Annotated in this window: 18 protein-coding genes; 7 read left to right on the forward strand and 11 right to left on the reverse strand. The window is 32.0% G+C overall.

Translation table 11 applies throughout. The annotated features are described in order from the left end of the window. Positions 1-93: 93 nt before the first annotated feature. Positions 94-1,464: an MATE family efflux transporter gene (locus tag MSM_RS06210; RefSeq protein ID WP_048058626.1), complete on the forward strand. Its 1,371-nt coding sequence runs from the start codon at positions 94-96 to the stop codon at positions 1,462-1,464. Further along, positions 1,454-1,900 carry a MarR family winged helix-turn-helix transcriptional regulator gene (locus MSM_RS06215; protein ID WP_004036094.1) on the forward strand — a complete coding sequence of 149 codons (447 nt, stop codon included), beginning with the start codon at positions 1,454-1,456 and terminating at the stop codon, positions 1,898-1,900. Before MSM_RS06210 ends, MSM_RS06215 begins: the two co-directional genes overlap by 11 nt. Before the next feature lie 15 nt (positions 1,901-1,915). Here MSM_RS06215 and argS read toward each other — a convergent pair whose 3' ends face one another. The 6 genes from argS to aspS all read right to left on the reverse strand — a co-directional run bounded on the left by argS (position 1,916) and on the right by aspS (position 8,731). Continuing rightward, positions 1,916-3,643: an arginine--tRNA ligase gene (gene argS, locus MSM_RS06220; protein WP_011954371.1), complete on the reverse strand. Its 1,728-nt coding sequence runs from the start codon at positions 3,641-3,643 to the stop codon at positions 1,916-1,918. Between the two features lie 15 nt (positions 3,644-3,658). Then, positions 3,659-4,081, reverse strand: coding sequence for a signal peptidase I (locus tag MSM_RS06225; protein WP_011954372.1), 423 nt, complete (start codon positions 4,079-4,081; stop codon positions 3,659-3,661). A 137-nt stretch (positions 4,082-4,218) separates the two neighbouring features. Next, a complete protein-coding gene (gene hemL, locus MSM_RS06230; RefSeq protein WP_011954373.1) occupies positions 4,219-5,490 on the reverse strand; it encodes a glutamate-1-semialdehyde 2,1-aminomutase in 1,272 nt (423 codons plus the stop codon). A 9-nt stretch (positions 5,491-5,499) separates the two neighbouring features. After that, positions 5,500-6,129, reverse strand: coding sequence for a cobalt-precorrin-8 methylmutase (locus MSM_RS06235; protein WP_004036101.1), 630 nt, complete (start codon positions 6,127-6,129; stop codon positions 5,500-5,502). A gap of 61 nt (positions 6,130-6,190) precedes the next feature. After that, entirely contained in the window at positions 6,191-7,399 is a 1,209-nt protein-coding gene (locus MSM_RS06240) for a BaiN/RdsA family NAD(P)/FAD-dependent oxidoreductase (protein WP_011954374.1), read from the reverse strand. 12 nt (positions 7,400-7,411) lie between these two features. Further along, positions 7,412-8,731 carry an aspartate--tRNA(Asn) ligase gene (aspS, locus tag MSM_RS06245; RefSeq protein ID WP_011954375.1) on the reverse strand — a complete coding sequence of 440 codons (1,320 nt, stop codon included), beginning with the start codon at positions 8,729-8,731 and terminating at the stop codon, positions 7,412-7,414. A 360-nt stretch (positions 8,732-9,091) separates the two neighbouring features. On the opposite strand from aspS, the gene ilvD reads away from it, so the two are divergent. From ilvD to MSM_RS06260, 3 genes are all read left to right on the forward strand, one after another. Beyond that, positions 9,092-10,741, forward strand: coding sequence for a dihydroxy-acid dehydratase (ilvD, locus tag MSM_RS06250; protein WP_011954376.1), 1,650 nt, complete (start codon positions 9,092-9,094; stop codon positions 10,739-10,741). A 5-nt stretch (positions 10,742-10,746) separates the two neighbouring features. Then, the gene (gene hisD, locus MSM_RS06255; RefSeq protein WP_011954377.1) at positions 10,747-12,021 is read left to right on the forward strand and encodes a histidinol dehydrogenase; all 1,275 of its coding nucleotides are present in this window, start codon (positions 10,747-10,749) and stop codon (positions 12,019-12,021) included. Positions 12,022-12,091: 70 nt separating this feature from the next. Beyond that, a complete protein-coding gene (locus MSM_RS06260) occupies positions 12,092-13,210 on the forward strand; it encodes a radical SAM protein (RefSeq protein WP_011954378.1) in 1,119 nt (372 codons plus the stop codon). On the opposite strand, the gene MSM_RS06265 is transcribed toward MSM_RS06260, so the two are convergent. From MSM_RS06265 to MSM_RS06275, 3 genes are all read right to left on the reverse strand, one after another. After that, positions 13,193-13,930, reverse strand: a complete 738-nt coding sequence (locus tag MSM_RS06265) for a hypothetical protein (protein ID WP_011954379.1) — start codon at positions 13,928-13,930, stop codon at positions 13,193-13,195. The two genes, MSM_RS06260 and MSM_RS06265, sit on opposite strands and share 18 nt — an antisense overlap. Beyond that, a complete protein-coding gene (locus MSM_RS06270; RefSeq protein WP_011954380.1) occupies positions 13,931-14,707 on the reverse strand; it encodes a ParA family protein in 777 nt (258 codons plus the stop codon). It abuts the gene before it with no gap. Between the two features lie 768 nt (positions 14,708-15,475). Continuing rightward, positions 15,476-16,777: a TrpB-like pyridoxal phosphate-dependent enzyme gene (locus tag MSM_RS06275; RefSeq protein WP_004032682.1), complete on the reverse strand. Its 1,302-nt coding sequence runs from the start codon at positions 16,775-16,777 to the stop codon at positions 15,476-15,478. Between the two features lie 90 nt (positions 16,778-16,867). Between MSM_RS06275 and MSM_RS06280 the strand changes: the two genes are divergently transcribed. Together MSM_RS06280 and MSM_RS06285 are read left to right on the forward strand one after the other, a co-directional pair. Beyond that, positions 16,868-17,902, forward strand: a complete 1,035-nt coding sequence (locus tag MSM_RS06280) for a DUF1786 domain-containing protein (RefSeq protein ID WP_011954381.1) — start codon at positions 16,868-16,870, stop codon at positions 17,900-17,902. Position 17,903: 1 nt separating this feature from the next. After that, positions 17,904-18,563, forward strand: a complete 660-nt coding sequence (locus MSM_RS06285) for a PHP domain-containing protein (RefSeq protein WP_011954382.1) — start codon at positions 17,904-17,906, stop codon at positions 18,561-18,563. 22 nt (positions 18,564-18,585) lie between these two features. Here MSM_RS06285 and albA read toward each other — a convergent pair whose 3' ends face one another. After that, positions 18,586-18,864 (reverse strand): DNA-binding protein Alba, encoded by a 279-nt coding sequence (gene albA / locus MSM_RS06290; protein ID WP_004032678.1) that lies wholly within the window; start codon positions 18,862-18,864, stop codon positions 18,586-18,588. Positions 18,865-18,936: 72 nt separating this feature from the next. Beyond that, on the reverse strand, positions 18,937-20,472 hold the full coding sequence (locus tag MSM_RS06295) for a 2-isopropylmalate synthase (RefSeq protein ID WP_004032677.1): 1,536 nt from the start codon (positions 20,470-20,472) through the stop codon (positions 18,937-18,939). Positions 20,473-20,493: the final 21 nt, after the last annotated feature.

Below are 20,493 nucleotides of genomic sequence, written 5' to 3' on the forward strand. Positions count from 1 at the left end.
ACCCAGTAAGTATTACCAGCTACCACAACATTTAAATACTAACAATTGCATATGCAAGAGTAATACTTGCACATGCAAGAATTGAGGTGGAAAATGTCAGGAAATTCAAATGTAGAAATATTAAGAGGAGACCCTAAAAAGGCAATAAACAAATTAGCTTACCCAATTATTGGAAGTCTACTTCTAGTAATGTTAAATAATATTATAGACAGTGTATGGGTCGCAGGTTTGGGTTCAGACCCTCTAGCTGCAATAGGTTATATTACCCCATTATTTATGATTTTAGTAGGGGTGGGAAACGGTATAGGGGCCGGAGCAAACTCCCTTATTTCAAGGTTTATAGGAGCTAAAGATAAAAAAGGAGCAGACAGTGCAACAGCACATTCATTAATATTAAGTATAATTATTTCAATAGGTTTTATGGTGCTTTTCATTGCAATATTAGACCCTATATTAAAAATTATGGGAGCAAGTGAAGTATTAAATTATTGTAAAGAATATGGAGTAGTACTGTTTATCTGGACTTTTTCATTAGTAATACCTGCAATCATCGGAGGAATATTTAGAGCAGAAGGAGATGTAAACAGAGCAACACTTCCCCTTGCAGTTACTGCTATTGCAAACATGATATTGGATCCAATATTTATTTACGGATTAAATCAAGGTCTAGCAGGAGCCGCTATGGCAACAGGAATAGCCGGACTTATTGGACTTTTAATGCAAATTTACTGGATTTATGTTAAAAAGAACACTTATCTTTCATACAGCCTTAAAAACTTTAAAAATAACATGAAAATGTATGCAGATATTTTAGCAGTAGGAATTCCAGCCAGTTTAGAACAGTTAATCATGGCTATACTTGCAATTATAGTTAATTTCTTATTGACAGTAGTCGCAGGAACCACAGCTGTTGCAGTATATACAGCAGGTTGGAGAATCATCTCTGTAGGAATCATTCCTGCAGTAGGAGTAGGAACCGCAGCAGTTACAGTAGCAGGAGTATCTTATGGTGCCCGTAATTACGATAAAATTAAAACAACTGTCAGATATGCAGTGAAACTAGGATTTATAGTTTCATTAATAACATGTATTTTAATCCATGTCTTTGCGGGACAAATTGCATATATATTTTCATATTCATCAAACAGTAGCCAATTAGCCCCACTAATAACAAAATTCCTACAGTTAATGTGTTTATTTGTATTGTTTGTACCATTTGGAGCAACAGCGGCAAATGTATTTCAGGGACTTGGAAAAGGAACTGTTTCACTTGGTCTAACAATTATGAGAGAGTTTATTTTAGTTTTACTCTTTGCATGTTTGTTTGCATTCCCATTAGGTCTTGGAGAAATAGGAGTATATATTGGAATGCTTGCAGGAGGCTTTATTGGTTCTATAATCGCATATATAATCATTGAAATCTATGTTAAACGTCTAATTGGAGGTCAAAAACATGGGGCTTGAAGACGAAGAAAATGTTCCAACAATCCCATTTATTTCAACAATACACAGAAAGTATGGAATTTTTTTAAATCATAATATGAAAGATTATAATTTAAGTTTTGGACAGTACCCAATTTTAATAAGATTATATGATGAGGGGCCGTCAACACAGCAAAATCTAGCTAAAATATTCCAACTTAATGAAAGTACCATAACACGAGCACTAAACAAACTAGAAGAAAAAGAATATATTGAAAAACACCCCGACTATGAAAACAAAAGAAAAAATTATGTCAAAGTTACTCCCAAAGGTGCCAAAATAGCTAAAGAAGTTATGGACTACGATGAACAGTGGGATAAAATTTGTAGTGAAAATTTAAGTGAAAAAGAGTTTGAAGAATTTAAAACCACACTTAAAAAAATATATTCAACTATAGTAAAAAGAGAAGAAAAATGAGTTTTTACAACTCATTTACATTTTTTGAGGAGCTGGAACTCCTAAAATATCTAAAGCATTTTTTAAAGTAGTTTTAGCCCTATCAACTAAAACAAGTCTTGTATCTTCTACATCTGAACCAATAACTTGTTCAGCTTTATAGAATTTATTAAATGCACCAGCCAAATCCTGACAGTATTGTGTAATATTGTGAATCCTTTTTTTGTTAGCACAGTCTTCAATAACCTGTGGGAACTTAGCTATTGTCCTAATTAAATCTTTTTCATTTTCATTAGGAACCCAGTCATCAGATACAGCTAAAGAAGATACATCCTTACCGGATTTTTTAAGTAATTTGCATGCTCTTGCATGAGCATATTGAATAGAAGCACATCCTCGCTCAAAGCTTAATGCTTCATCCCATTTAAAGGTTAAGTGTTTTTCAGGAGATAATTTAGCTATAAAGAACCTGATAGCTCCAACACCAATATCTTCAGCCATCGGTTTAATTTCTTCATCAGTTAAATCAGGGTTTCTGGATTTAATTTCATCAGCTGCTCTTTTTACAGCTTCATCAACCAATTCATCAACTGAAACAAATACTCCTTTTCTTGTAGACATGGATCCTGAAGGAAGTGTAATAAATTCATAGAATATAACTTCAGGAGGAATTTCTCTTAAAATCTCTTTAAAGATTACATTAATCTGTTGAGCTGCTAATTTATGGTCTGAACCTAAAATATCTAAAACCACATCCCCCTGAGTAGCTTTGTATCTGTGATAAGCTAAATCTCTTGTTGAGTAAAGTGAAGTGCCGTCAGACCTTCTAAGTACAAATTCTTTTTCAATTTGGAAGCAGGTTAAATCAATATAAGTTACATCACCATATGAGACAAATCCTTCATGGTCAAAGTATTTAATCATGTCATCCACTTCACCACTTCTTACAAACTGACCTTCCCATACAAAATCATCGTGGTTTATATTGATTCTATGAAGTGTTTCCTTAATTCCTAAAAGACAACTTTCAACTACTTCTTCGAATATTTTATTTAATTCAGGTTCTGCTCCACCTTCATATCTTTCAATCAAATTATCTACATGTGAAACTAAACTTTCATCTTCGTTTAATTTTTGATTAGCTTTGAAATATAATCTTCCAATCTTATGGTCGATTTTATCTCCTTCCTGATCTTCAATTTTCAAACCAAGTTCGGTAATTCCAAATACAATAATAGCTATCTGTCTTCCCATATCATTTACATAATACTGAGTTTCAACTTCCCTACCAGCTACTTTTAAAAGACGATTTAAGGAATCACCAAAAATAGAATTCCTTACATGCCCAATGTGCAATGGACCGTTAGGATTAGCTGAAGTGTGTTCCAATATTATTTTTTCATCTGCCTTTGGAAGATGACCATAATCTTTTCCGACATACTCTAAAAGCTTTTTAGAAAAATTTGAGTAATCAATAAAGAAATTGACATATGGGCCAATAGCTTCCACTTTTTCAAATATTTCAGGAATTTCAAGTTTTTCTACAATTTCAGAAGCTATAAGATTAGGAGCTTTCCTTAATTTTTTAGCAAGTGAAAATGCAATAGTACTAGCTAAATCTCCCATGTCCGGATTTGGTGGAAATTCTAATCTAAAATTCTTTTCATCTTCAACCTGAAAATTTTCTAAAGTATTATCTACTTCAAACTTGTCTAAAGCATCACTTATAGCATCAATTGCTTGTTTTTCTATCTCAAAATACATTAACTCACCTTTAAATTACAAACCTCTTAACCAAAGAGAAATATTTCCAATATATGGAATAACAATAGGATGGCCATCCCAAGTCAATACCCTTTCATTTATTTGATCTGCTGTTGCATAATATGGGTCAGGATGACTGTTATGGTCTCCTTTAATCATATAATACGTTGTTCCATTTATTTGTGTAATATTAATTACCCTATGAATTACAGGTTCATTATACCATGTTGCATCGTAAACAACAATGTCTCCTACCCGAACATCACTAGGATCAAATTCATGAATTCCTAAAAAATCAGCTTTTTCAACAGCTACAATATCTCCCCTATAGAAAACAGGTTCCATACTTCCTGAGACAACTACATTTAAGTGTTGGGCAGCTATTAAAACTACTGCAAGAATAACGATGTAAGATATGATTTCTTTATAATCTGTCACGCTAACACCTTAATAATTAAATATATATTAATAATTATAAATAATTTAGCTAAATCTTATAAAATATTTTTAAACATATGGATTGATGGTTAAATTGTTGATAAAATAAATTAAAAAATAATGTCAAATAGATGACACTATCCTTTTTTCTTAAAAGCCACTTCCAAAGCTACTTCAATAGCTTCTGCAGTTTGTGTTAAGTCCTCCATACTGTGAGCACTTGAAATAAAGTTACATTCAAATTGACTTGGAGGAATGAAAACCCCTTCTTTTAATAATGCTCTAAAGTATCTCAAGAATCTTTTTGCATCAGAATTATGGGCATCGTCATTATTATAAACTGGAGCAGGGTTGAAATATATCTGGAACATTGATCCGCAGCCCACAGGAGTAATATTATACCCCTGTTCATCAATAATTGACTGAATATTGCTTCTTAAAAAGTTTCCTTTTCTTTCCAAATCTTTGTAGAACTGATTATCCAACTGTTTTAATGTAGATATTCCTGCCTGAACAGATATTGGATTACCGCTGAAAGTACCAGCCTGATAAACTGGTCCATTAGGTGCTATTAATTCCATTATTTCTTTTTTACCTGCAAAGGCACCCATAGGCAAACCTCCACCTACAATTTTACCCATTGTAGTTAAATCAGGAGTTACACCATAATATTCCTGAGCTCCACCTCTAGCTAATCTGAAACCAGTTATAACTTCATCAAATATTAATAAAATATTATTTTCTTCAGTAATTTTTCTTACAAATTCCAAAAATCCTTTTTTAGGTTCAATACAACCAATGTTACCCATAACTACCTCCATAATAAGACAAGCTATGTTATCACCATCTTTTTGGATCAAATCACTTAAAGCTTCTTCATCATTGAAAGGTACAGAATAGGTATTTTTAGCTGTATCAAGAGGAATTCCTTTAGTATCTGGAACACAAGATTTACCAGGTTCTCCTTTAACTAATGTATAATCATGAGCACCATGATACGCACCGTCAAATTTAATAATTTTATCTTTACCTGTAAAACCACGGGCTAATCTTATAGCACTCATAGTAGCTTCTCCACCACTATTTACAAATCTTACCATTTCAGCACTAGGTATTCTGTCAACAACTTCTTTTGCTAAAATGATTTCATTTTCAGTTGGAGTACCATAAGCAGACCCGATTGTTAACTGATTGGACACTTCCCTAACTACTTTAGGATCAGCATGACCAAGTATTAAAGGACCATAAGCCAAACAGTGGTCAATATACTTATTTCCATCAACATCATATATTTTTGAACCGCTAGCTTTTTTAACAAAAAATGGATATGGTTCAAATGCACGAACTGGAGAGCTAACTCCCCCAGGAATGAATTTTTTGGATTCTTGGAATAAATCTTTGGAAAACATATTATCACATTATAAATTTTGAATTAAAGAGTTTACACAAGCCACAGCTATTGGTGTTCCACCTTTAGGGCCTTCAACAATAATATTTGGAATATTTGAATTTCTTAAAGCTTCTTTTGAATCTGCAGCACCTACAAAACCAACAGGAACTCCAACAATAGCCTTAAGGTTCATTTCACCTTTTTCATATAAATCCATAGCTTCAAAAACAGCTGTTGGAGCATTACCAGAAACAACAATTCCTTCAAAATCATTTCTTGCAGCATACCTCATAGCAGCAGCCGCTCTTGTAATTTGATTTTCTTTAGCTATTTTTTTAACTTCCTCATTTTTAATAAAACATTCAACTTCTCCCTCATATTGAGTTATACCATATTTAACCATATTAATATCAGTTAAAATTGTTTCTTTATTTCTTAAAGAAGTCATAGCTGCTTCAACAAAATCAGCACTCATATGTACAAGTTTAGCATATTCTGGATCAGCTGTAGAGTGAACAATACGTTCAACAATATCTCTCTCAGCAGGAGCCAAATCTTTAATGTCATCACCAATAAGGCCGCGAATAATTTCCCTACTTTTAGTAGCTATATCATAACCTTGTTTAGTTGATGCACCCATAAACATCTGATTTTTCATAGTACTAATATATAATGTTAATATATTTATAATTTTAAAAATCAGATTATTAAAAAAAAGTTTATTCTTTAGATGCAGACAAACCTGCCAAATATCCTGTAGAAAATGCAATTTTAAGATTATAACCGCCAGTAGGACCAACAGGTTCTAAAACCTCACCAGCAAAATATAAATCATCAGTTATTGTTGATTCCATAGTTTTAGGATTAATATTTTCAATATTTATTCCACCTAAAGTAACATGGCTTAAATCTTTATTAAAACCGGAGATTTCAAATTTGAAATTTTTTAAAGCTTCAATTAACTTATTTTTTTGTTTTTTATTAATTCTGCTTAACTGAGTTTCCCCGTCAATCTCAAGATGTTCCAAAAAGAATTTAATGAAATTATTAGTTAAAAAGTATTTTAAATAGTTTTTAATAAATGTTTTTCCCTTATCCTGAAAATCATTGGTAAATTTAACTCTTAATTCTTCCTGATTAACATCAGGACACAAATCAACAGACAACACTTCATCTAATTCAATATCCCCATTATCCAAAATATTATAATCAGTATTTCTGGAAATTTCACTACTTATATTTAAAATTCCCGGCCCTGTTAAACCTACATGACTTATTAAAACATTGCCTTTAATTTTAAAGGTTTTATATTTTATAACAACATCATATAATGTAATTCCTGCAATGTCTGACAGGTCTTTTTTAGTTATTAATGGAACTAGTCCATATTTAATATCTGTAACCGGATTATCCGTCAGATAATATCCGTCTCCAGTTGAACCTGTTTTTGGAAATGTAGCTCCACCAGTAGCTATTATGACTTTTTCAGCAATTATATCATTATTTATTATAAAATTATCTTCTTTTTTAATATCTGAAACTTCATAATTGTATTTTATAGTTATATCTTTTAAGTAATATTTTAAAATAGCCAATATATCCTGAGATTTCTCTGTTTCAGGAAATACCCTATTATTATCTTCAACTATAAAATCCAGACCTCTGTTTCTAAATAAGTCCAGTAGCATTTCATTTGTAAAAGTGTAAAAAGAGTGTTTTAAAAAGTTTTTATCATGAAAAGAATTTAATAGCTTTTTAATTGGCTTTTCATTAGTTATATTGCATCTGCCCCCTCCAGTAATAAGAAGTTTGCTGCCCAAAGATGAGTTTTTTTCAAGCAATACAACATTCAAATCTGCAGAAGCAGCAATTGCAGCCATTATTCCTGCAGGACCTCCGCCAATTATAGCTATATCAAATTCTTCCATATTAATCAAAATTTAAGGAGTTAATCTGTGTCTGTCTCTTGGGAAGAGAACTGTTTCACGAATATTTTCAACACCTGTAAGTACCATAGCTAATCTGTCAGCACCTACACCCCAACCAGCATGAGGAGGCATACCATATTCGAAAGCTTTTAAGTAGCTGCCAAATGAAGCTACATTTAATCCTTTTTCTTCAATTTGTTTTACTAAAACATCATATTGGTGTACACGAGTAGCACCAGAGGATAATTCCAAGTTATTATACATCAAATCAAATGCATGTGCTTTAGTAGGGTCTTTGGAATTAGGCATTACGTAAAATGGTTTAATTTCAGAAGGCCATTCAGTTAAGAAGTAGAATCCTCCCATTACATCACCTAATGCTTTTTCACCTGCACGGGATAAATCTTCACCCCAGCTCATTTCAACATCTCTGGAGTTTACAATATCAACTGCTTCATCATAAGTTACAACAGGGAAAGGACCGTCAGGAACAGGCATTTCATGTTCTAATATATTTAATTCTTCTTTACAGTCTTCATTAATGTCAATGATAACTTGTTCAAGCATATTATTAAGTATTTTCATTACATCAATATCGTCCATAAAAGAAGCTTCCGCATCAATAGAAACAGCTTCATTTAAGTGTCTTAAAGTATCATGTTCTTCAGCTCTGAAAATTTGACCGATTTCAAATACTTTATCCATTCCACTAGACATCATCATCTGTTTGTATAATTGTGGAGACTGACCTAAGAATGCTTCTTTTTCGAAATATGTAATTGGGAAAAGTTCAGTTCCTCCTTCAGTAGCAGAAGCTACAAGTTTTGGAGTGTTAATTTCCATAAATCCATTTTCATAGAAGAAATCCCTTATAGTATGGAACATTCTATTTTTAATTTTAAAAATAGCACTGACATTATCCCTTCTTAAATCAATGAATCTGGAGTCTAACCTGGTATCAATTTCAGCTTTAACTTTATCAGTAGGATCCATAGGAAGTGGCTGATTAGCTAAGTTTAAAAGATTAATTTCTTTAGGAATAATTTCAACACCAGTAGGTGCTTGGTTAGCTTCCTGAACTGTACCTTTAATAGCTACAACGGATTCTTTTCTAAGTTTCCTAATATCTTCAAGTATTTCTGCATCTACTTTTTTACTTGGTGCGGTAATTTGTACCTTACCTTCTCTATCTCTAATAATAACAAAGATGATTCCACCTAAATCACGGATTTCATGTACCCAACCCATGACGATGACATCTTGTCCAGTTAAATCAGGAGTGACATTTTTAGTATAATTTGTTCTTCTCCATTCATTTAATAAACCTTGCATTGGTTCACCTCTAGGTTTTTTAAAAAAATAATTATAATAAAATTAATTTTTCATTATATTAAGAAATTTAATTTTTATATTTAATAAAGTATTTGATTAACAAGCAAAAATCTATTTTTTATAAGACAATGAAAATAAAAGCTCTGAAAAGATTACTTATTAAAAGTTATCATTTAAAATTATTTAATAACTGATAAAAAAGAATATTAAAAAAATATATGCTTAATTAACCTAGTGAACTTTATTAAATCATAAGCAACTAAACAGATTAAATATTTTCTTTTTAAAATAATCAACATAGCTTTTATTTATTATTAAATATTATATATTAAAATATTAAAGACTAAATTGTGTGATTAGATGAAAAGTGACAATATTAAAAAAGGAATTCAAAGAGCACCACATAGGTCTTTACTTAGGGCATGCGGTCTTGGAGATAATGATTTTGATAAACCTTTTATTGGAATAGCTAACAGTTTCACAGAAATTGTTCCCGGACATATTCATCTTAGAGAACTTGTTGAATTTGTAAAAGAAGGAATAATAGCTGCTGGTGGTATTCCATTTGAATTTAACACTATGGCTATTTGTGATGGAATCAGTATGAATCATGAAGGAATGAAATACTCACTTCCTTCCAGAGAAATCATAGCTGCCACTGTTGAAAGTATGGCTAAAGGACATAGCTTTGACGGATTAGTGCTTATGCCCAGCTGTGATAAAGTAGTTCCAGGTATGCTTATGGGAGCTGCCAGAGTGGATGTTCCTACAATCGTAGTTACCGGAGGACCAATGGCAGCAGGACAATACAAAGGTAAAAATGCAGATTTAATTACAGTATTTGAAGCTGTCGGTCAGGAATCTGCTGGTAAAATATCTGAAGAAGAAGTCTACGAAATTGAAAAATGCGCCTGCCCCGGTGCAGGCAGCTGCTCAGGATTATTTACTGCAAATACCATGGCATGCGTAACAGAAACTCTCGGATTGTCCCTGCCGTTTTGTGCTACAACACATGCAGCAGATAAGGCAAATGAAAAAATGGCTTACAATTCAGGAAAACAAATTATAAAATTAGTAGAAGCTGACTTAAAACCTTCTGATATTTTAACACAGGAAGCATTTAACAACGCAATTACAGTAGACATGGCTCTTGGAGGATCAAGCAATACAGCACTTCATATTCCAGCAATAGCTAATGAAGTTGAAGATGTTGAAGTTACTCTTGATTTATTTGACAAAATCAGCAGAGTAGTTCCCCATATTTGTCTAATTTCACCAGCAGGTACAGACACAATGATGGATTTACATAAAGCTGGAGGAATTCCAGGAGTATTAAAAACACTTGGAGATAAAATCGACACATCTGCTATTACTGTTACAACAAAAACATTAGGGGAAAACATAAAAGATGTTGAAGTTACAAATACTGATGTCATTCATCCATTAGATAACCCTATACATAAAGATGGGGGAATAGCTATATTAAAAGGAAATATTGCGCCTAATGGATCAGTTGTTAAAAAAGGTGCAGTTTCACCAGATTTAATGCATCTCAAAGGACCTGCTAAAGTATTCAACAGTGAAGAAGAAGTTACTCAAGCTATATTTGACCACGAAGTGGAAGAAGGAGACATTTTAGTAATCAGATATGAAGGTCCTAAAGGCGGTCCTGGAATGAGGGAAATGTTAAATCCTACCTCTGCACTTGCAGGTATGCAAATCAAAAATGTAGGACTCATTACAGATGGAAGATTCTCAGGAGGAACTAGAGGCCCATGTATCGGACATGTATCACCTGAAGCAATGTCTGACGGTCCAATTGGAGCCATTGAAGATGGAGATATAATAGAAATTGATATTGAAAACAGATTCATAAATGTAGAACTATCTGATGAAGAAATATCAAATAGATTAGCTAATAGAAAAAATCCAAAAAGAGATGTTGATGGATGGTTATCAATATACAGTAAAGTTGTTCAATCAGCAGATACCGGAGCTATATTGAGGTAATTTAGATGGAACTTTTAAGATATGAGGATATTGATTTATCACAAACTGTTAAAAGATCAGAAGAAGATGTAAACAATGTTTTAGACACCGTATCTGATATTTTAAAAAATGTTAGACAAAATAAAGATCAATCCTTAAAAGATTATACACAAAAATTCGACAAAGTCATAATAGATAATTTAAAAGTTACAGATGAAGAAATAAAAGAAGCTTATGATACATTAGATGACAATTTATTGGAAGCTCTGAAAAAAGCGGCTGCAAATATTGAAAAATTTCATAAAAAAGAAATTCCTGAAGAATGGAATATTGAAGTTAGAGAAGGCATAACTGCCGGACAAATTGTAAGACCAATAAACAGTGTTGGCTGTTATATTCCAGGGGGAAGAGCAGCTTACCCCTCTACAATTCTAATGACTGTGATTCCTGCAAAAATAGCGGGAGTTAAAAAAATTATCTGCTGTTCACCTCCACAAAAAGACGGTAAAATAGGTGATGCAATTTTAGTAGCTGCTCATTTAGCCGGAGCCGATGAAATATATAAAGTAGGTGGGGCTCAGGCTATTGGAGCTATGGCTTATAGTACCGAAAGCATTCCTAAAGTTGAAAAAATTGTAGGTCCTGGAAACATTTTCGTAACCGCTGCTAAAAAATTAGTGTATGGAGAAGTGGACATCGAGTTTCCGGCAGGACCGTCTGAAGTGCTAATACTTGCAGATAAAACAGCTAATGCAGAATATATTGCTACAGACATATTATCACAAGCAGAACATGACCCTAAAGCATCCTGCTTTTTTGTAACAGATGATGAAAACTTAGCTGAAGATGTTTTAGAATTTGTAGATAAAAAAACTGAAGATGCTCCAAGAGCTGAAATCATAAAAGAAGCTCTGTCTAATAGCGGAAAAATTATCCTTACTAAAAACTTTGAAGATGCAGTATATGTTACAAATGAATATGCTCCGGAACACTTAGTTATTATGACAAAAGATGACGAAAGCACATTAAGTCAGATAAATAATGCAGGATCTATATTTTTAGGAAAATATTCTCCAGTTGCATGTGGAGATTATGGATCCGGAACTAACCATGTACTTCCAACAGGTGGAGGAGCTAAAATGTATTCCGGATTGTCTACAGAATCATTTATTAAAAAACCGACAGTTCAAAAAATCACACAGGAAGGTTTGGAAAAAATATCAACAACATGCATCCCAATAGCTGAATATGAAGGATTATTTGCACATGTTGACTCAATCAAAACCAGATTAAATAAATAGTCTGGTTTATTTTTTATTTTTCATATGCTTGCCAAAAGCATTAATTATAACTAATATATAATAATTAACCATGTCCACTTTACATAAGATGAAAGTTTTAACTGACTCTGCTCAGTACGATTTATGCGACTATGTAAATCATCAAAAATCATCACAAGTAAATCTGCCTGGAATATACCATGCTACAGGCCATAATGGATGCCAAATACCATTATTTAAAACACTGCTTACAAATAAATGCAAAAATGACTGTAAATACTGCATTAATCAATCCAAAAGAACTTTCACCAGATTAGAATTAAAACCTGAAGAACTAGCTAAAGCTTTTATGACCTACTACAATAAAGGTCTTGTAAACGGTTTGTTTTTAAGTTCAGGTATTGCAGACAATGAAGATTCTACAATGGAAAAAACAATAGAAACCTGCAGATGTCTTAGAAAAGATTACGGTTACGATGATTATATACATCTAAAAATAGTTCCGGGAGCATCAAAAGATTCCATTAAAAGAGCTATGGCGCTTGCCAACAGAGTCAGTATTAATATTGAAGCCGCTACACCAAGCGGTTTGGCTGAACTGTCATCTACAAAGGATTATAAAAAAGATATACTGAAAAGATTACATTGGATAGATTCACTTGAAAACAGTTCTACAACATATCCAAATTCTACTCACACTACACAGTTAATTATCGGTGCAAATAACGAAACAGATAAGGAAATTCTACATAGAATAGATAAAATATACAAGAATTCCAAATTGCACAGTGCATATTACAGTGGATTTACACCGATTGAAGGTACTGAATTTGAAAAAAAAGACAGCTGCAATAGCCAAAGAGTAGGCAGACTTTACAATGCCGACAGTTTATTAAATGATTATAATTATAAACTTAAAGAATTGGTATTTGAAGATGATGACAGATTATCCCTAAATATTGATCCTAAAATTTTAGCTGCAAGTAATATGAATATATTTCCTGTAGAAATTAATAATGCACCATTTATTGACCTGATAAGAGTTCCAGGTATTGGTGTAAAATCAGCTAAAAAAATAATTTCTATTAGAAAAAGATATAAGTTTACAAAAAAAGAAGAGTTAAAAAGATTGGGAATAGCTGTAAATAGGGCTGAAAAATACATTAAATTAGATGGAGAATATCAGCCTAGTTTAGATATCTTCGAATAATTCCCAAATCTCAGGATATTTTTTAGAAACCGCTTCATCAATTAAAACTGAAGCTTCTTTACTAATACTGAATTCAGGTTCTGTTTTTCTTAAATACCTGAATACTGCTGCAGATTGTGAAGACCATAAAGTTATTCTTGGATTTTTATCAACAATCTCTTTAACTTCAGCCACATTCTCTAAAATTTTTTCCTGTTCTTTTTGATCTTGTATGCTTTCTTCATCACTTTCACTGCCAGGTAAGTCTTCGGATGATGTTTCAATATTTTCAGCTTCCTCTTGGTTGATATCCTCATCAGTATCATCTTCCACAGTATCTATTTGTTGGTTTTCACTAGATTCATCTTCTTCTACAATATTTTCTTGAATATTTTCATCATCTACAATATCTTCACTAGATTCCTCTTCTTCACAAGTATCATCATCAAAAGATTTTGTATCTTCTACAATTTTATCACTGGACTCTTCATTTTCAGAAATTTTCTCCACAATTTTCTCGCTAGATTCATCATTTTCAGAAGTTTCTTCTACAATTTCTTCATTAGAATAATTATCTTCATCAACATTTTCTACAACATCCTCGTTAGATTCTTCCTGTTTTTCATCTTCACCTAACATGTCTTCTAAAGATACTGCAGAATTACTGTCAAAATCCTCATCATAAAAATCAGGAATTAAAGAATCTAATCCTTTACCTAAACCTGTTGATTTTTTAGCCATCTAATTACCTCCATCACGTTCTATAATTTCTTTAGCTAAACTTAGATAAGCTTTTGTACCTGTACTTTCAGAATCATAAATTAAACAAGGTTTACCATAACTTGGAGCTTCAGCTAACCTGATATTTCTTGGAATCACAGTATTAAATAACAGATTAGTGCTTCCAAAATGATTTTTAAGTTCCTTGTAGACATCCTTACTGAGCCTTGTTCTTTTATCATATAATGTCAGAAGAATACCTTTGATTGGAACAGGTGTTCTAAGCCTCTTTTTAACTAAGTTAATAGTATTAATCAAATCAGCCACACCTTCCAATGCATAATACTCTGCTTGGATAGGTATAAGAACACTGTCAGCTGCAACTAATGCATTAACAGTTATAACACCTAAAGAAGGAGGTAAATCAATAAAGATATAGTCAAATAAAGGAGGTAAATCCTTAAGTGTTTCCTTTAAAACAATGTGATAATTTTCCTTTTTACTTAATTCAACCCCTGCTCCACTTAATGAAATATTACTTGGGACAATGAATAAATTCTTGATAAATGTAGGGATTGTTACTTTTTTAACACTTACATCCCCAATAATTGCATCATAAATAGTATTTTCTAATTTTGTTTTATCAATACCGAAGCTAGTAGTTGCATTACCCTGAGGATCCATATCAATTACCAAAACACTTTTACCCATTACAGCTAGTGAAGTTGCTGTATTAACTACAGTTGTAGTCTTTCCACAGCCTCCTTTTTGATTCATTACAGCTATTATTTCACTCATTAATTAATTCTCCTTATAAATGATAAGTTCTAAGTTATTAGAAATAAGTTTTAAGTTATATCTTACAAGAGATAACTTCTAAGTTATAACTTAAAAGAAATAACTTTTAACTTTTAAGAAATAAGTTAAAAGAGATAACTTATAGGATATAACTTAAAAGAAATAATTTTTAACTTTTAAGAGATAACTTAAAAGAAATAACTTTTAACTTTTAAGAAATAAGTTAAAAGAGATAACTTATAGGATATAACTTAAAAGAAATAACTTTTAACTTTTAAGAGATAACTTAAAAGAAATAACTTTTAACTTTTAAGAGATAACTTAAAAGAAATAAGTTTTAACTTTTAATTAATAACTTATACCTCATAACTTAAAAGAGATAAGTTTTAAGTTAAAAGGTTTAATGTATAAGTTATATTTTATAACTTCTATCTTATAAATTCTATGTTTTAAGAAATAAGTTATAAATTATAAAGAATAAGAAATAAGTTAATAGTTATTAGTTATAACTTATCAGTTATAAGTTATAAGTTATAAATTATAAAAATATTAAAATTAATCAAATATAAATTATTAATATTGTATAAGTCAAAAGCAATTGCTTTGAATTTTTCTATAAAACTAAGTAGGTATTACTTAAATCCATTATCGAATATTATGACAAATAATAATTTTACATCTAAAAAACAGGTCATATCTAAATACAGAAGCAATTCTTAAATTAAAATATTCAAAAAAATAAAGAAAGAGTAGAGAATTAATCTCACTCTATTTACTGTTTGGCATTTCACCAGAGAAATAATTTGCATAACCTTTTAAATCCAGCATACCATGTCCTGAGAAGTTAATAACAATGGTTTTTTCTTCTCCAGTTTGTCTGCATTTAATAGCTTCATCAATACCTGCCTTAATTGCATGAGTAGTTTCCGGTGCCGGAACAATTCCTTCACATTTAGCAAATTGAATTCCTGCATTAAATACGTCTCTTTGATGAGCTGTTACAGGATTGATATATCCTTCATGTGCAAGTAATGAGATTTGTGGACACATTCCATGGTATCTTAAACCTCCTGCATGTACAGATGGTGCTACAAAGTCATGGCCTAAGGTATACATTTTAAGAAGTGGAGTAAATCCATTTGAATCTCCAAAGTCGTATTCATATTTACCTTCAGTTAATGTTGGACATGCACTCGGTTCTACTGCAATAAATTTAGTATCACTGTTTCCATCAAGTTTATCTTTAATAAATGGATATAAAGCACCTGCAAAGTTACTTCCACCACCAACACATGCAATCATAGTGTCTGGTTCTTCATTAGCTATTTCCAATTGTGTTTTAAGTTCCTGACCGATGACAGTTTGATGTAACATTACATGGTTTAACACACTGCCTAAAGTGTATTTTACATTGTCATTGTTTAGAGCTTCTTCCATTGCTTCTGAAATAGCTATTCCAAGTGATCCTACATGGTCAGGGTTTTCAGCCAATACTTTACGTCCAAATTCTGTATTTTCACTTGGGGAGGCAAAGACTTCTCCGCCATAAATATTCATGATGTTTTTCCTGTCTGGCTTTTGATTAAATGATACTTTAACCATATATACAGTACAGTCCAAATCAAGTAATGAACAAGCAAGTGACAAAGCAGTTCCCCATTGTCCTGCACCAGTTTCGGTTGTTAATCTTTCAACACCTTCTTTTTTAGCAAAGTATGCCTGTGGAATTGCACTGTTTAATTTATGTGATCCCGTAGGAGAAGTATCTTCCCTTTTGTAATAAATTTTAGCTGGAGTGTTGAGCTTTTCTTCAAGACGTTTAGCTCTAAATAACGGAGTTGGCCTTCCCATCTGCATGTATAACTCCCTTACTTTTTGTGGAATCTTAATGTATCTTTCAGTTGCAAACTCCTGGTCCAGTGCCGCTTTTGTAAATGCTTTTTGCAAATCTTCAATTTGATTTCTTCCTTCACTATTTTTTGGCATTGGAAGTTCACAAGGTAAATCAGCGTTAATATTGTACCATTTTTTTGGCACTTCTTCAGAGGATAATTCTATTTTATAATTCATATTAATAGATTGTATAATGTACTATTTAAAACTTTACTGTACACTTTTGTACAATTAATATTTTAATAGAATAAAAACCTATTTAGAAATATGAAAATTTTAGCTATTGATGTTGGAACAGGAACTCAGGACATACTAATTTATAATGACGAAAAAGAGCTGGAAAACTCAATTAAATTAGTTCTGCCTTCTCCACACTTATACATTTCCCAACAAATTAAAGAAATTGAAAATGACATCTATTTTGACGGTGAAATAATGGGTGGGGGAAAATTAAAAAAAAGTATTCTTGAACATATGGAAAAAGGTTACGATGTAGTGATGGAAGCAAATTGTGCTAAAACAATAAGAGATGACCTTGAACAGGTTAAATCATATGGAATTAAAATAGCTGATGAAAATAAAAGCTATGAAGGATACACTAAAATCCATTTAGGAGATATAAACATTAGAAAGTTATCTGAATTTGTATTAGGATATGATTTAGACTTTGATATTGATAAAATAGCTATTGCAGTTCAAGACCACGGATACAATGAGAATATGGGAGACAGGGACTTCAGATTTGAAAAAATCAGAGAAAAATTAAATGAACCTGTCGAACCTGAAAGCTTTGGATTCCGTGAAAATGTTCCAGAGTACTACTCCAGAATGAAAGCAGTAGAAAAAACCCTTAAAAAAGAAGGTATTGAAGAAACACCTCTTTTAATGGATACAAAATTTGCTTCAATAGCTGGAATGTGCTATGATGAAGAAGCTTCCAAATTAAACAGTTTTATAGCTATTGATATTGGAAACGGACATACTACTGCAGCATCAATAGAAAATGGTAAAATTCAGGGATTATTTGAGCACCATACTTCTAATTTAACTGCTGAATCACTTGAAAATTACATTAACAGACTAGCTAGTGGAGAAATTACAAATGAAGAGATTTACAATGACCATGGTCATGGAGCACATGTTCTAAATCCAATATCTAAACTAGAAAAAGTCATTGTCAGTGGCCCTAAAAGAGAATTGATTGAAAAAACCAACCTTGACTGGCACCATGCATGTCCCGGAGGAGATGTTATGATGACCGGAACTATTGGACTAATCAAAACTATTGAATGGAACGAATAAAATGTATAGGCTAGATTCTCATATACACTGCCAGTATTCTCCAGACTCTTCTACAAAAATAGATGATATCATAAAAAAATCTATTGAAGATAAAATTGATATCATAGCTATCAGCGATCATAATACAGTAGAAGGTTCTAAAGTTGCAGTCGAAAAAACAAAAGATACTGAGAATCTGCTTGTAATTCCTTCAATTGAGATTTCATCTTCTAAAGGACATATTCTTGGATTTGGCTGTGAAGAAGTAGTTCCAAGAGATTTGGAACCTGAAGAAACAATTGACATGATTCATGACCAGGGAGGATTGGCTATTATTCCACATCCTTTTTGTTTTTACAGACACGGACTATTATGTAAAAGCAACCCTGATGAATTAAATTTTGATGCTATAGAAACAAGAAATGCCCGTTTTATCGTTGGATGGTGTAACTTTAAAGCTAAAAAATTAGCTGATAAAAAAAACATACCACCATTAGGAGCAAGCGACTCCCATTATATTGACTTTTTAGGTGACTGTTACAGTCTAATTGACTGTGAATTAGATATTGATAGTGTTTTAAAATCTATTAAAAAAGGTCAGGTAGAGGCTCACGGAAAGGGAACTTCAAATATAAAATTATCAAAATATCTATTTGACAAGCATGTCCGTAAATTATATTAAAAAAAATAAGGGATAATAAGAGTTATTCACTCTTTTTTACAATTTTTATCTCAATAGTTGAAACATTTGTTTTTTCACCATTGTAAGTGTCTATTTGTTCTGTAGCAATACTAATATCCTCAACATCAGCGTTTGGGATAAACCCATTTCTAACAATTTCTGCAGTGTCTACGGCACGACTAATAGCTTTACCTCTTGCTTTAAGAGATACATGGTCTGCACCACCGTTAAATTGTGTCACTACTGCTAGAACATAGTTCATTACTGGTTTACTACCAATAAAGATAACATTTTCTTCCATAGTATCATGACTCCATATAGACTGTTATACAGTTAAGTGTATAATTTTTTTAACATATAAATATTGCTTTAGCTAATTTTTTTCCATTAATAAAATCTTATTAATAGAATCTAAAACAGCCAATATACTAGCCATTATTACATCATCGTTAGTTGCTCTACCAGTTGATTTATTACCTTCACCATCAGAAGAAATAACAAATACTTCAGCTAATGCATCAGTACCTCCAGTAATAGCTTCTAAATTGTATTCTTCAAGTTCAATGTCCATTGTATCCTGAATCAATTCCCTTATAGCATTAATAGCTGCATCAACTGGACCTACACCAGTACAGGAGGTTTCTTTTAATTTTCCATTAATGTTCAGTTTAACGGTAGCTGTTGGAGATACAACAGCTCCAGATAATATTCCTAAACCTTCAAGTTTAATCGGAGTTTCTTTAGCACTGCTTATTTCAGTTATAGCAATAGCTCTTAAATCATCATCAGTAACTGTTTTACCTTTATCTCCAAGAGCTTTAATTTGATTAAATACTGTTTGGAATTGTTTTTCTGTTAAGTCAATGTTATAATGTTCTAATTTAGCTTTTACTGCATTAGCTCCAGTGTGTTTTCCTAAAACTATTCTTCTTGAATGTCCTACAAGTTCCGGAGAAATCGGTTCATAAGTTAAAGCATTGTTTAACACTCCGTGAACATGTATACCTGATTCATGTGCAAATGCATTAGCTCCAACAATAGGTTTGTTAACAGGCATTTTAATACCTGTAATGCGACCTACAAATTCAGACAAGCTATATAACTGTGTTGTATCAATATCCAAGTCAATGTTGTAAGCGGCATGCAGTGCAACAATAAGTTCTTCAAGAGAAGCATTACCTGTTCTTTCTCCCATACCGTTAATTGTTACATGAGCCTGATTTGCTCCGCATTCGATAGCAGTTAATGTATTTGCAGTAGCTAAACCAAAATCATTATGAAAATGAACACTAATTGGAGTAGTGTAGCGTTCTTTAAGATTAGTGATTAATTCTCTAGTTATGACAGGAATCAATACTCCAACAGTGTCTGGAACATTTAAAAAGTCAGCGCCTGCATCTACAACAGCATCATAAACATCAAATAAATAATCATGTTCTGTTCTTGTTGCATCTTCTGCAGAAAATTCAACAGTCAATCCATGATCTTTTGCATATTCAACAGATTCAACAGCTGTTTCAATGACTTTTTCTTTAGACATTTTAAGTTTATAGTCTCTGTGCAATGGAGAAGTACCGATAAAAGTATGTATGTAGTCCAATCCGGAATCAAGAACAGCATCGATGTCTTTTTGCACACTACGAGCTAAACCTAAAACTGTAGCATTCAAACCTAATGAATTAAGTTCTTTTGCAGCTTTTCTTTCACCATTTGAGGATACAGGAAAACCTGCTTCTATTTTATCTACACCAAGTTTATCAAGCTTTTGAGCAATTTGAATTTTTTCATCAACAGTTAGAGCAACTCCAGGAGCTTGTTCACCGTCCCTGAGAGTTGTATCAAAAATATAAATCTTATCAGCAAGATTCATATTTTCCTTTTTTAGTGTCTCGATATTTTTACCATACATAATTAAAACTTCCCATTTTAA

The sequence above is a fragment of the Methanobrevibacter smithii ATCC 35061 genome (assembly GCF_000016525.1).
In the GTDB taxonomy this organism is placed as follows: Archaea; Methanobacteriota; Methanobacteria; order Methanobacteriales; family Methanobacteriaceae; genus Methanocatella; species Methanocatella smithii.